The sequence below is a fragment of the Streptomyces xanthophaeus genome (assembly GCF_000725805.1).
In the GTDB taxonomy this organism is placed as follows: Bacteria; Actinomycetota; Actinomycetes; order Streptomycetales; family Streptomycetaceae; genus Streptomyces; species Streptomyces xanthophaeus.
On the sequence record NZ_JOFT01000065.1, the window covers coordinates 1 to 12,985 of the forward strand.

Annotated in this window: 11 protein-coding genes; 8 read left to right on the plus strand and 3 right to left on the minus strand. The window is 72.8% G+C overall.

All coding sequences use genetic code 11. The features are described 5' to 3' along the window. Positions 1-715 precede the first annotated feature (715 nt). Together IO30_RS0128520 and IO30_RS0128525 are read left to right on the plus strand one after the other, a co-directional pair. The gene (locus IO30_RS0128520) at positions 716-1,636 is read left to right on the plus strand and encodes a trypsin-like serine peptidase (RefSeq protein ID WP_237403445.1); all 921 of its coding nucleotides are present in this window, start codon (positions 716-718) and stop codon (positions 1,634-1,636) included. A gap of 80 nt (positions 1,637-1,716) precedes the next feature. After that, positions 1,717-2,508 carry a DUF4037 domain-containing protein gene (locus IO30_RS0128525; protein WP_078904847.1) on the plus strand — a complete coding sequence of 264 codons (792 nt, stop codon included), beginning with the start codon at positions 1,717-1,719 and terminating at the stop codon, positions 2,506-2,508. 73 nt (positions 2,509-2,581) lie between these two features. On the opposite strand, the gene IO30_RS0128530 is transcribed toward IO30_RS0128525, so the two are convergent. Continuing rightward, on the minus strand, positions 2,582-3,034 hold the full coding sequence (locus tag IO30_RS0128530; RefSeq protein ID WP_031147616.1) for an NUDIX hydrolase: 453 nt from the start codon (positions 3,032-3,034) through the stop codon (positions 2,582-2,584). A 356-nt stretch (positions 3,035-3,390) separates the two neighbouring features. On the opposite strand from IO30_RS0128530, the gene IO30_RS0128535 reads away from it, so the two are divergent. Further along, positions 3,391-4,218, plus strand: a complete 828-nt coding sequence (locus IO30_RS0128535; protein ID WP_031147618.1) for a L,D-transpeptidase family protein — start codon at positions 3,391-3,393, stop codon at positions 4,216-4,218. Here IO30_RS0128535 and IO30_RS0128540 read toward each other — a convergent pair. Beyond that, complete coding sequence (locus IO30_RS0128540; protein ID WP_031147620.1) at positions 4,181-4,819, minus strand: transmembrane-type terpene cyclase; 639 nt, start codon at positions 4,817-4,819, stop codon at positions 4,181-4,183. The genes IO30_RS0128535 and IO30_RS0128540 overlap by 38 nt on opposite strands. Positions 4,820-5,204: 385 nt before the next feature. On the opposite strand from IO30_RS0128540, the gene IO30_RS0128545 reads away from it, so the two are divergent. The 5 genes from IO30_RS0128545 to IO30_RS0128565 all read left to right on the plus strand — a co-directional run bounded on the left by IO30_RS0128545 (position 5,205) and on the right by IO30_RS0128565 (position 11,584). Beyond that, positions 5,205-6,152 (plus strand): LLM class F420-dependent oxidoreductase, encoded by a 948-nt coding sequence (locus IO30_RS0128545; RefSeq protein WP_031147623.1) that lies wholly within the window; start codon positions 5,205-5,207, stop codon positions 6,150-6,152. A 10-nt stretch (positions 6,153-6,162) separates the two neighbouring features. Then, positions 6,163-6,948 (plus strand): SDR family NAD(P)-dependent oxidoreductase, encoded by a 786-nt coding sequence (locus tag IO30_RS0128550; RefSeq protein ID WP_031147625.1) that lies wholly within the window; start codon positions 6,163-6,165, stop codon positions 6,946-6,948. Between the two features lie 105 nt (positions 6,949-7,053). Next, a complete protein-coding gene (locus IO30_RS0128555; RefSeq protein ID WP_031147627.1) occupies positions 7,054-8,175 on the plus strand; it encodes an LLM class flavin-dependent oxidoreductase in 1,122 nt (373 codons plus the stop codon). A 206-nt stretch (positions 8,176-8,381) separates the two neighbouring features. Then, positions 8,382-10,121 (plus strand): N-acyl-D-amino-acid deacylase family protein, encoded by a 1,740-nt coding sequence (locus IO30_RS0128560; protein WP_031147629.1) that lies wholly within the window; start codon positions 8,382-8,384, stop codon positions 10,119-10,121. Continuing rightward, the gene (locus IO30_RS0128565; protein WP_031147631.1) at positions 10,118-11,584 is read left to right on the plus strand and encodes an aldehyde dehydrogenase family protein; all 1,467 of its coding nucleotides are present in this window, start codon (positions 10,118-10,120) and stop codon (positions 11,582-11,584) included. Before IO30_RS0128560 ends, IO30_RS0128565 begins: the two co-directional genes overlap by 4 nt. Positions 11,585-11,635: 51 nt before the next feature. On the opposite strand, the gene IO30_RS0128570 is transcribed toward IO30_RS0128565, so the two are convergent. Beyond that, positions 11,636-12,817 (minus strand): hypothetical protein, encoded by a 1,182-nt coding sequence (locus tag IO30_RS0128570; protein ID WP_051902648.1) that lies wholly within the window; start codon positions 12,815-12,817, stop codon positions 11,636-11,638. Positions 12,818-12,985: the final 168 nt, after the last annotated feature.

Here is a 12,985-nt window from a genome sequence, read left to right on the forward strand (position 1 = left end):
CCCCATTTGGCGGCCCTTTGGGGAGTGGAAAGCGCCGAGATGTAGCGAAATGCCGAATAATCCAACGACAGACTCCGAGAGGGCCGTTTTCCGCCCCCAACGGCCCCAGTTGGCCCCGAATGGCGCCCGAATGGCCTCCATCGGCGCCCCCGCCGGCTCCCACCGGCCCCCACCGGCTCCCACCGGCCCCCAACTTCCCCCACTGCCCGCAGGCGCCCGCTCGCGCCGCGAAAAGTCGGCACCGGCGGCCTGTGTGCCTATGTCCAGCCCCAGACGGGTGGCAGACGCTGAGCGGGAGAAGCGCGTAGCGATCTGTGGCGGCTTATGAACGGCCACAGACGGGCCGCGGACGCTAAACGGTGAGGAGCGCGTAGCGATTTGACGCGTGCCCCCGACCCTGCCGGGCTGCTGGCCGGGGCCGGGCTGCGACTCGGCCCCCCGCAAGCCGTGCCCGCCGGGACCCTGATGCCCCGTCCCTGTGGCTTGTCCCCAGGAGACCATCCTTTGGGGGCTTCCCGACAGTCCTTGTCTTTCCGTGTCGGGACGGGAGCGCCCTTGAGGGCCCGGCCCGGCACGGAAGGACCGTGGGACTGACGGGAATCCCCCAAGACTTCTCTGATTCGGCCAAGGGGTAACGGCCCCCCGAGCCGCCCCGCCTTGCACCTCGCGCCGACTCCGGGGCATGCTTCGCCGGGGCAAAGGCGGAGGGATCATCATGCCGGTGGACAAGCGGACCGTGGTGACGGCCGTGCTGTGTGCTGCGGCGGCCTTGGGGGCTTCCGCAGCGGTGGCCGTGTTGGTGCCGCCGCCCGAGGGGGTTCCTGCGGCGCGGGCCAAGGCTGCGCCCACGGGGTCGGCGACGGAGTCGTCGCGATCGCAAGCGGCGAAGCCGCAGCTCTCGACCCCTCCCGCAACCACCCTGCCGCCGCCCGTCACGCCTCAGCCCGGAGGCCCCGCCGCCTTCACCGGGGCCCTGTTCACGGGCGGTCTCGACGGCGACCACTTCTGCACGGCGACCGTCGTGCAGAGCCCGGGCCGCAACCTGATCATCACCGCCGGCCACTGTCTACTCGACGGCGTGCAGGACGGGGAAGCGGTGTTCGCACCCGCATACGCCAATGGGTTTGCGCCGTACGGGACGTGGAAGCTGGAGGAGGTCTTCGAGGACGACCGCTGGGCCGAAGGCACGGACGACGCGTACGACCTGGCCTTCGCCCGCCTCGCCCCCGACGACAAGGGCCGCACCATAGAGGACGTGACCGGCGCGGCCGTGCTGGACACCAGCGGACGTGCGGGCGAAGAGGTCACGGTCACCGGTTACCCCGCCGACCGCAAGGTTCCGCGTACGTGCACGGCCGTGGCTGTGCGGCAGAGTCCGACCGAACAGCGCTTCGACTGCGCCGACTTCCCCGGCGGCACCAGCGGCAGCGCGTGGATCGCCCGCGACGGGAAGATCGTCGGCATCCTCACCGGTGGCGACACGGACGACGTCTCGACCAGCACCGTCCTCGGGGACTACGCGGCTTCGCTGTACGCCAAGGCCACAGCTACGGCCAAGGCCGCCACAGTCACCCCCACCCCCACCCCCACCCGCACCCCCACCGCCGAAGCCGGGACCGGCCCCAGCGCGCGCTGAGGTCCGCCCGCCTCCGTAAGCGCTCGCCCCGTCCCGGGGGCGGGTGCCAGAATCGGCCCGTGCTGAAGATCATCGAGGAAATGGCCCACCGGCTCGCCGAAGTGCCCGGCGTCGTGGGGGTGATGCTCGGCGGCAGCCGGGCGCGCGGGGAGCACCGGCCGGAGTCGGACTGGGACCTCGGCGTGTACTACCGCGGCGGGCTCGACCTCGCCGCGCTGGGCACGCTCGCCGGACCCGGCGTGGAGGTGGCCGGCCCCGGAGGCTGGGGCCCCTGGGTGAACGGCGGGGCGTGGCTGCGCGTCGACGGCGTGGCGGTGGACTGGATCCTGCGGGACCTGGACCGGGTCGAAGGGGTCTGGGCGGACTGCCGCGAGGGCCGGTACGAGGTGGGCGTGCAGGCGGGTCATCCGCTCGGCTTCTGGTCGCCCTGCTACGCCGGTGAGGTGGCGCTCGGTCAGGTGCTGGCCGACCCGGGCGGGGAGCTGACGGAGCTGCGGCACCGGACCGCCGAGTACCCCGAGGCGCTGCGGCAGGCCTTGGCGGCGGGCGCCTGGGAGGCCGAGTTCCTCGTCGAGGCCGCCGCGAAGGGCGCGCAGCGGGAGGACACGCTGCACGTCGCGCTGTGCCTGTCGCGGGCGGTAGGGGTGCTGGTGCAGGCGATGTTCGCCGAGGACCGGCGCTGGTGCCTGAACGAGAAGGGGGCGCTGGCCGTCGCCGAGGCCCTGCCGTCCGCCCCGCCCGGTTTCGGCCCGCGGGTGCGCCGCCTGCTGGGGGAGTGCGGCGGGAGTGCCGGGGCGCTGGCGGCCACGGTGGCGGACGCGCGGGCGCTGGTCGCCGAGGTGCGCGCCGTGCTGCGGAGCCGTGGGGCCTAGCCACGGGTCCCGGCCGCGATGAGCCGCGACCCGGCTCCGCCGAGGCCTTCGCCGGCCGAGGCCTTCGTGGGCCCTAGGCCAGCAGACCGAGGTGGACCGGTTCGGCCGGGGCGTTGGCCAGGAGGTCCGGCAGGCGCGGTGGCCAGAGGGGTTCGCCGAGGGCGGCCAGGCGCTGTGGGGAGAGCCACTGCCAGTGGATGCCGGGCTCTTCGAGGACAGGTTCGCGGTGGGGGCCGGTGGTGACGTAGATGTGCTCGTGCTGGCGGACGGGTATGCCCTGGTGCGTGAAGTCGTGCTCCCACGTGCACAGGAGCCGGCCCGGATCCAGGTCGGTCCACCCGGTCTCCTCGCGCAGCTCGCGCCGCACGCACTCCTCGGGGCTCTCGCCGGGGTCGATGCCGCCGCCGGGCGGCAGCCAGTGGATGCCGACCTCCACGTTGTTCTCGCGGAAGAGGAAGACCGATCCGGCGGGGGAGACGATGACAACGCGTGCTGCGTGACGTGGAGTTCGTGCCAGATTTTCCATCAGTTCAGCGTATGCCCCGGCCAGGGCTTTGCGGAGGGGGCTGCAGGGACCGGCCGGAGGCGGACCGCCCGCGTCGCGCCGGCATCCGGATCCCGCCCGTACCCGGCCCCCGCCCCGCCCGCCTCCCTCCCGCACGCATGCCCGCACGGACATCCGTACGGACGTCCGTACGTGCGGGCCGGGGCCGGGCCGGGGCCAGGGCGAGCGCAGGCCGAGACCAGGGTGAGTGCAGGGCGAGACCAGGGTGAGCGCAGGGTGAGTGCAGCGGCAGGCCGGGGGCCGTGAGGGTGTGGCATCCGGTGCGTGCCCCCTGACGCTGCCCGCCTCGGAAGATCGGCTGCTGTACGGTCGGTGTGATGAGCAAGCACGCCCGAGCCCGCTCCCGTAGCCCGCGCAGGCCGCGTACGACGCGCACGCCGCGCGCGTCCCGCCGCGTGGCCCTTGCCGCCACCCTCGGTCTGATGACCTTCGGGGCGGGGTGGCTGTACGTCGCCCAGGACTCCCAGGTCGCCTCCGGGGCCGCCCTCCAGGCCCGTTCGGACGCCCGGCCGAAGGCCGTCGAGGACCGGGCGGCGCGCAAGGCCCCGCGGGATCCCATGCAGGGCCTGACCGGGATCAGCGAGGGGACCAGGGCCAGGATCCCGGCGGAGTCCCTCCAGCTCGTCCTGGTCACCGGCAAGGCGGTGGACTCCTCGGAGTCCACGGCGACCCTCTACACCCGCCCCGCGGCCGGGGCCGACTGGGTGCGGGTCGCGAGCTGGCCGGCCCGCAACGGGGCCAAGGGCTGGTCCACGGAGCGCACCTACGGCGACCTGACCTCCCCGCAGGGGGTCTTCGCGCTGACGGACGCCGGCGGCCTGCTGTCGCCGCCGCCGGGCACGCGGCTCCCGTACGACGAGAGCAGCTCCTTCGTCGCCACGGGCCGGGGGGTGAACGGGGAGTCCCTGGAGGGTTCCTTCGACTACGTCGTCGCCATCGACTTCAACCGCAGGCCGGGCCGGTCCCCGCTGGATCCGGCCAAGCCGGAGGGCGAGGACAAGGGCGGCAACATCTGGCTCCACGTGGACCACGACGGCCCTTCGCAGGGCTGTGTGGGTCTGCCGAAGGCGGCGATGCAGAAGGTCCTGGAGACCCTCGACCCGGCGGCTAAGCCGGTGATCGTGATGGGGCCGGAAGGCTTCTGAGGCGGGGCCGGAGCAGCAGTCCGATGTAGGCGAGGTCGAAGACGCTGCACAGGATGCCGAGCCCGAGGATGAACGGTGCGTCCTCCAGCACCCCGAACAGCAGGGTGGGGGCCAGCGTCCCCAGCCATTTGGCGACGGCGATGGTCAGTGACTGGCCGCGGGGGCCGCGCCGGGCGGCGTACAGGGCGATGAACAGGCCGGACATCAGCAGGTTCTGCAGGAACGCCGAGTACCGCGTCGCGTCGTGCACCCCGAAGTGCGCCAGGAACAGCCACTGCACGGCGAATCCGGTGCCGAACAGCAGGACCGACCAGGCCGCGAACAGGGGCCGGGTGACGAACTCCGGGAGTTCGGCCCGCCCGAAGCGCAGGTAGGTGTAGGCGATCACCACGTCGGCCGTCGCCCACACCACGTTCACCACGCCCTGTGCGGACGGCCCGGTGGTGAGGTCGTGGACGGCGTACGTCGCCTCCCAGGCGAAGTTCAGGGCGAGCGCGGCGACGGGCATCGCGTAGGTGCGGTCCCGCAGCCCGACGCGGATCGCCTCCACGTACACGAGCGTCCAGGCGATCCCGCTGACCAATGTGAGAGTCAGGTCCACGCGCGCACCCTAGCGAGCGCGGCGTGCGAGGGGAACGCTCACGTCCTCGGGCCTGGGCGGTGGCAGCCGGCCGTCCCCGGGCCGTCCCCCGGCTGTCCCCGGCTGTCCCCGGCTGTCCCCGGCTGTCCCCGGCTGTCCCCGGCCGTACCCGGGCCGTACCCGGGCCGTACCCGGGCCGTCCCGGGCCGTACCCGGGCCGTCCCGGGCCGTACCCGGGCCGTACCGGGCCGTCCGGGGCCGTCCGGTGGCCGGCGGGTGGCCGGGCAATTCCGGCCCCGTCCGCGCTACGGTCCGTCCCGCCCCCTTGTCTGACGAACCGTCAGCTACGACGATGGCCCCGGCACCGGTATGACGAATCGGCAGACGAAGGCGAGGCGGGCCCGGCATGGCGCGCGTGTTTACCCAAGGGCGGCTGGTCTACGGGATGCAGCTCCCCGTCCAGTCGCAGAGCACCATCTACGCCGAGCCTTGGGAGGCGTCCGCGACGGCCGCCGACCTCGCCGAGGTGGCCCGGGCCGCCGACCGGGCGGGCTTCGGCTACCTGGCCACCTGCGACCACGTCGCGATCCCGCGGCGGCTCGCAGGCCCCATGAGCACCGTCTGGTACGACCCGGTGGCCACCCTCTCCTTCCTGGCCGGGATCACCGAGCACGTGCGCCTGCTGAGCCACGTCGCGATCCTGGGCCTGCGCCATCCGCTGGTCAGCGCCAAGCAGTACGCCACCCTCGACCACCTGTCCGGCGGCCGCCTGATCCTCGGTGTCGGCGCCGGGCACGTCCAGGAGGAGTTCGAGGTCCTCGGGGTGGACTTCGCGCGCCGCGGGGCCGTGCTCGACGAGACCCTGGACGCGCTGCGGGCGGCCCTGGGTCCCGAGGAGTACCCGGAGTTCGAGGGCGAGCTGTTCTCCTTCAAGGACCTCGGGCAGCTGCCCCGGCCCGCCCAGGAGCGGATCCCCGTCTGGGTCGGCGGCTCCTCCGGTCCCGCGGTGCGCCGCGCGGCCCTGCGCGGGGACGGCTGGCTGCCGCAGGGCGACCCGCGCGACCGGCTCCCGGCGCAGATCGCCCGCATCAGGGAGCTCCGGGCGCAGGCCGGGAACGAGGACCCCATCGAGTTCGGGGCCATCACCGAGGCGCTCTACGTGGGCGAGCCCGGCTGGGACACCGGCCGCCGGGCCCTCACCGGCAAGGCGCAGGCGCTCGCCGAGTCCCTGCGGGAGTACAAGGCGCTGGGCGTGGACCAGATCCAGGTGCGCTTCCGCAGCCGGGACCGCGCTGAACTCGTGGACCAGATAGCCGCGTTCGGCGCCGAGGTCGCGCCGCACCTCAATGACTAGGAGTACCGGCATGGGCAAGCTGGACGGGCGTGTCGTCGTCATCACGGGTGCGGCGCGCGGGCAGGGCGAGCAGGAGGCGCGCCTCTTCGCCGCCGAGGGGGCCAAGGTGCTCCTGGGGGACGTGCTGGACGAGCAGGGCGCGGCGGTGGCCAAGGACATCGGCGAGGACCGGGCCCGGTACGTGCGGATGGACGTGAGCCGCGAGGAGGACTGGGCGGCCGCGGTGGCGGCTGCGAAGGAGTCCTTCGGCCGGATCGACGGCCTGGTCAACAACGCGGGCATCCTGCGCTTCAACGAGCTGACCGCGACCCCGCTGGAGGAGTTCCAGCAGGTGGTCCAGGTCAATCAGGTGGGCGCCTTCCTCGGCATCAAGTCGGTGGCCCCGGAGATCGAGGCGGCCGGTGGCGGGACGATCGTGAACACCTCCTCGTACACCGGCCTGACGGGCATGGCGTACGTGGGGACGTACGCGGCCACGAAGGCGGCCGTCCTCGGGCTGACCCGGGTGGCCGCGCTGGAGCTGGCCGCCAAGGGGATCCGGGTGAACGCGATGTGCCCGGGGGCCGTGGACACCCCGATGGCCAATCCGGGGCTGCTGGATCCGGCCGGGATGACCGACGAGGCCCGGGACGCGATGGCGGAGCTGTACAAGCGGGTCGTGCCGATGGGGCGGGTGGGGCAGCCGGAGGAGGTGGCCCGGCTGGCCCTGTTTCTGAGCAGCGAGGACTCCTCGTACATCACCGGCCAGCCCTTCGTCATCGACGGCGGCTGGATGGCCGGGGTCAGCATTCTCTGAGGTCATCTGATGGAGCGTCAGGTATTGACGCTCCCGCCCTCGCGGTGGAACAGTCGAGACATCAAATCTGACGCAACGTCAGAAACCAAAGGACGGTGAACCCCCTTGGAATTCGGGCTCTTCGTGCAGGGATACGTGCCTGAGGCGCGGTCCAAGGTCGACCCCGAGGCAGAGCACAAGGCGCTCGTCGAGGAGACCGAGTACGTCATCCAGGCCGACAAGTCCGGCTTCAAGTACGCCTGGGCCTCCGAGCACCACTTCCTGGAGGAGTACTCGCACCTGTCGGCGAACGAGGTCTTCCTCGGCTACCTCGCCGCCGCCACCGAGCGCATCCACCTCGGCTCCGGCATCTTCAACCCGCTCGCCCCGGTGAACCACCCCGTCAAGGTGGCCGAGAAGGTCACCATGCTCGACCACCTCTCCAGGGGGCGCTTCGAGTTCGGCACCGGCCGCGGCGCGGGCAGCCACGAGATCCTCGGCTTCATGCCCGGCATCACGGACATGAACCACACCAAGGAGATCTGGGAAGAGACCATCGCCGAGTTCCCCAAGATGTTCCTCCAGGAGGAGTACGAGGGGTTCCAGGGCAAGCACTGGTCGCTGCCCCCGCGCAAGGTCTTCCCCAAGCCGTACGGCAAGGCCCACCCGGCCATGTGGTACGCCGCCGGCTCCCCCTCCTCGTACGCGATGGCCGCCAAGAAGGGCCTCGGCGTCCTCGGCTTCAGCGTCCAGAAGGTCTCCGACATGGAGTGGGTGCTGGAGCAGTACAAGACGGCCATCCAGGAGGCCAAGGCCATCGGCGCCTTCGTCAACGACAACGTCATGGTCACCTCGACCGCGATCTGCGCCGAGACCCACGACAAGGCCGTCGAGATAGCCGTCAACGCCAACATGAACCGCTTCCAGTCGCTGGTCTTCCGCTACCACGACACCTTCCCGCGGCCCGAGGCGATCCCGGAGTGGCCCGAGACCCTGCCCGAGTACAACGCGGAGATCATCGAGCTGCTGATCGCTGAGGAACTCCTCATCTGCGGCGACCCCTCCGAGGTCCGCGCCCAGTGCAAGCGCTGGGAGCAGGCCGGTGCCGACCAGCTCTCCTTCGGCCTGCCGACCGGGGTCTCGTACGAGGACACGATGACCACCATCAAGCTCATCGGCGAGCACGTGATCCCGCACATCGACACGGACCCCGTGCACCGCACGACCCGCTTCCGCGAAGGCGCGTAGCCCGCGGGGAGAACGGGGGCGGCGTCTTCCCGGACCGCCGCCCCGCAACCGGCCCCGGCCGGAGTCATGCCGTGGCCGCGGCCGGCCCGGCGGACTCCGGCCGGGGCACGCGGCTGCGGCGCCGTCGCGGGGGCCGGACCGTGCACCCGCGGGGAGCGGAGCCCCAGGACACGGCGCGCAACGCGCACACAGGCAGAAGGGACGTCATGCTCGACCACCTGATCAAGGGCGCGACCGTCGTGGACGGCACCGGCGCCCCGGCCCGCGTCGCGGACGTCGGCATCCGCGACGGCCGGATCGTCACCATCGCCGACCCCGGCACCGTCACGGAAGAGGCCCGCACCAGCGAGGACGCCACCGGCCTCGTCCTGACCCCCGGCTTCGTCGACCCCCACACGCACTACGACGCCCAGCTCTTCTGGGACCCGTACGCCACCCCCTCCATGAACCACGGCGTGACCACCGTCGCCGGCGGGAACTGCGGCTTCACCCTGGCCCCGCTCAACCCCGCCCGCCCCGAGGACGCCGACTACACGCGCCGCATGATGAGCAAGGTCGAGGGCATGGCACTCAAGGCGCTCGAAGAGGGCGTTGACTGGACCTGGTCCACCTTCGGCGAGTACCTCGACGCCCTGGAGGGGCGGATCGCCGTCAACGCCGGCTTCATGGTCGGACACTGCGCCCTGCGCCGCCACGTCATGGGCGAGGCGGCCGTCGGCGGCCAGCCCACCCCCGAGCAGCTCCAGGAGATGCTCGACCTCTTCCACGACGCCATGGACGCGGGCGCCTGGGGCCTGTCCACCACCCAGTCCTCCACCCACTCCGACGGCTCCGGCGCCCCCGTCGCCTCCCGGCACGCCCGGCCCGCCGAGCTCCTCGCCCTCTCCCGGGCGGTCGCCGAACACGAGGGCACCCAGCTGGAGGCGATCGTCGCGGGCTGCCTCGACCAGTTCTCCGACGAGGAGATCGACCTCTTCGTCGACATGAGCGCGGCCGCCGGCCGCCCGCTGAACTGGAACGTCCTCACCATCGACGCCTCCGTCCCCGAACGGGTGCCGCGCCAGCTGGTCCCCAGCGAGCGCGCCCGCAAGGCGGGCGGCCGGATCGTCGCACTGACCATGCCGATCCTCACCCCCATGAACATGTCGCTGGGGACCTTCTGCGCGCTCAACCTCATACCCGGCTGGGGCGAGGTCCTCGGCCTGCCCGTCCCCGAACGGATCGCCAGGCTCCGCGACGCCGGCGTACGGGCCGAGATGCTGCGCCGCGCCGACAGCAAGGAGGCCGGAGTCTTCCGCCGCCTCGCCAACTTCGGGCGCTACGTCATCGGTGACACGTACAGCAAGGAGAACGAGGGGCTCTCCGGGCGCGTCGTCAACGACATCGCCGCCGAGCGCGGCCAGGACCCCTTCCACTGCCTGGTGGAGATCTGCGCCAACGACGACCTGCGCACCGTCCTGTGGCCGATGCCCACCGACAACGACCCGGCCAGCTGGGCCCTGCGCCAGGAGACCTGGCAGCACGAGGACGTCATGCTCGGCGGCTCCGACGCGGGCGCCCACCTGGACCGGATGTGCGGGGCCCCGTACACGACCCGCTTCCTCGGGGACTGCCTGCGCGGCCGCAAGCTGGTCCCGCTGGAGCAGGCCGTACGGATGCTCACCGACGACCCGGCCCAGCTGTTCGGGCTGCGCGAACGCGGCCGGATCGCCGAGGGCTACCACGCGGACCTGGTCCTCTTCGACCCCGAGCGCATCGAGGCCGGTCCCGCGACCCTGGTCCACGACCTGCCCGGGGACAGCCCGCGGCTGGACGCGCGGGCCATCGGGATCGTCTCCGTACGGGTCAACGGCGTGGAGACCATCCGCGACGACGAGGTGACGGGCGCGGTCCCGGGGACCGTGCTCCGCTCGGGCCGGGACACGAGGACGGTGAGCACCCGATGACGGATCCGCAGCGGCTCTACATCGGCGGGCAATGGGTGGAACCCGCCGGCGGCCACTACGAGGTCATCGACCCGGCGGACGAATCGGTGGTCGGGCTCGCCCCCGAGGCCTCCCGCGCCCAGGTCCAGGAGGCGGCCCGCGCCGCGGCCGAGGCCTTCACCTCCTGGTCGCGCACCCGTCCCGAGGAGCGGGCGGCGATCCTCGACCGGGCCGCGGACATCATCCAGCGGGAGTACGAACCGTGGGCGGCGCTGGCCCAGGCGGAGACGGGCGCCCCCACCGGCATCGCGCGCGGCATGCAGGTCGGGGTGGGCGTGGCCCGCTTCCGCCGGTACGCGAAGGGCGCCCTGGAACCCGTGGAACGGGGCCTTCCGCCGCAGGTCACCGAGGCCGGACCGATGGGGAAGGCCGCCGTCCTGGGCGCGCTGGAGGTCCGTCAGCCGGTCGGCGTGGTCACCTGCATCACCTCGTACAACAACCCGTGGGCGAACCCCGCGGGCAAGGTGGCCCCGGCGCTCGCCATGGGCAACACGGTCGTCGTCAAACCCGCCCCGCAGGACCCCCTGTCGGTGTTCAAGATGGCCGAGGCCCTCGCGGAGGCCGGGGTGCCGCCGGGCGTGGTCAACGTCGTGAACGGGCAGTCCGTCGAGGTCGGCGAGGCCGCCGTGGACTCCCCGGACGTGGACATGGTGTCCTTCACCGGCTCCACCGCCGTCGGCCAGCGCATCGCGGAGGTCTGCGGCCGCACCATGAAGCGGCAGCTGATGGAGCTCGGCGGCAAGGGCGCGGCGATCGTCCTGGACGACGCCGACCTGGACGCGGCCGTGATGGGCATCGGGACGACCTTCTCCTTCTACTCCGGCCAGATATGCACCGCACCCACCCGGGTGATCGCCCACCGCTCCGTCTACGAGCAGCTGATCGAGAAGCTGACCGGCTACCTGGCCTTCATGAAGGTCGGACACCCGGGGGAGCGGGGCACGGTGGTCGGCCCGGTGATCTCGGCCGCGCACCGGGACCGCGTGGAGTCCTACGTCGAGCTAGGCAAGAAGGAAGGGGCGCGGCTCGCGTACGGCGGCGAGCGCCCGGTGGTCGGCGACGGCCGGGGCTTCTACGTGGCCCCCACCCTGCTGGTGGACTGCACGAACGACATGCGGGTGGTCCGCGAGGAGGTCTTCGGCCCGGTCGTGGTGGTCGTCCCCTTCGACGGGGGCGAGGAGGAGGCGGTCGCGCTGGCCAACGACAGCGACTTCGGCCTGATCAGCTACGTGTGGTCCGGGGACTCGGCGCGCGCGTTCCGCGTGGCCCGGCGACTGCGCGCGGGCGGGGTCGGGGTGAACACCATCGGCCGGAACATGGAGGCGCCGTTCGGCGGCTTCAAACGCTCGGGGGTGGGCCGGGACGTGGGCTCGTACGCCCTGCACGCGTACAGCGAGGTCCAGTCGATCGTCTGGACCGGCTGAAGCACATCGACGGCCGGCCGGGGGTGCGTTCCCCGGCCGGCCGTCGCGTTCCTACGTGTCCTGGCCTGCCCCGTCCGCCCAGCTGTAGCCCAGCGACGCCGCGAGTTCGCTGCTGCCGCGGTGGAGTCGGGCGAAGCCCTTCGGGTCGGACCTCACGATCCGTTCCAGCGCGGCGGCCGCCCGTTCCTCGGGCGGGCTGCCGTCATCGGGCAGCCGCCATTCGAAGTACAGCCGCAGCGGCTGCCCGTGCCGGTCCTCGGCGCCGTCCGGCGCCGAGAACACGAGCCGCGCCACCGTCGTGTGCGGCTCACGCACATCCGTCCCGACCCAGGTGACGCCGAGATCCCACCGCCGCAGCAGCTCCGGCCGCTCCCGCAGACCTGCCGCGATCAGCCGCGCCGTGCGCCGGGCGGGCCAGCACCAGGACTCGTCCTTCTCGGCGCGGTCGACCTCGGCGTCGTACGCGGCCGCGTCGAAACGGTACGCGGGCGGCGGCGGGCCGACCGCCCCGCGCCAGCCGTCCCACACCACTTCGCCGCCGTCCCGGCGGATCGTCACGTACAGCGCGCCGCAGCAGCCCTCGGTGCAGCTCGCCTCGGCGAGTTGTACCTCCCGCGGCTCAGGTCCGGCCCGCAGGCCGCCGGTGTCGATCAGGAGCTCGGGCGGGTTGCCCGGCCCCTTGTCGAACAGCGCGGGCAGCAGCGGGAGCCCGTCGACCAGGATCCGGGTCTCGACGGTGGGCGAGGACGCGCCGGTGTGGACCGCGACCACTTCCCACCGCGGGCGGCCGCCGGCTGCGGTGCGGGCGAACGGCAGGTCCCGGGTGCGCCGGAACCACTCCGCTCTCCGGTCGTCGGGTACGGGCTCCCGCGCGACCTCGGCCGGCAGCCGGTCCAGGGCGTCGAGCAGGGCCCGGCGCCGCCCGGGCCGCCAGTTCAGCAGTACGGCGGGGCCGCTGTGCAGGTCGAGGGCGATCGAGAGCAGGAGCGACTGGTGTTCCGGGGTCGGAGGCAGCCGGTCGGCGTGCCGGACCAGGGCCTCGTACACGGACCGGGCGGGCAGGTAGTCGAGGATCGCGGAGCGGTGGTCGCGCTGCGCGGCCATGTGGTGCAGCAGCCGGGCGGTCAGCACGAGCAGGCCGGCGTCCTCGGGGTGGGCCCGGAGCAGCCCGCGCAGGTCGGCGGCCTCGGCGATGCGGCGGGCGAAGAGCAAGGCCCGTGGTTCGTCGGGCACCGCGACCAGCGCGGCCCGGACGGCCTCCGCGTCGCCGGTGGCGATCGCCTCGACGAGCGGGGTCAGCAGTGGGGTTGCTTCGGTTTGGCGGACATCCGGAGATCTGGGGTTACACCCGGAGAGGGATGTCCATGATGGAGAACATGCCGAAGAAGAAGCCGCGGCCCA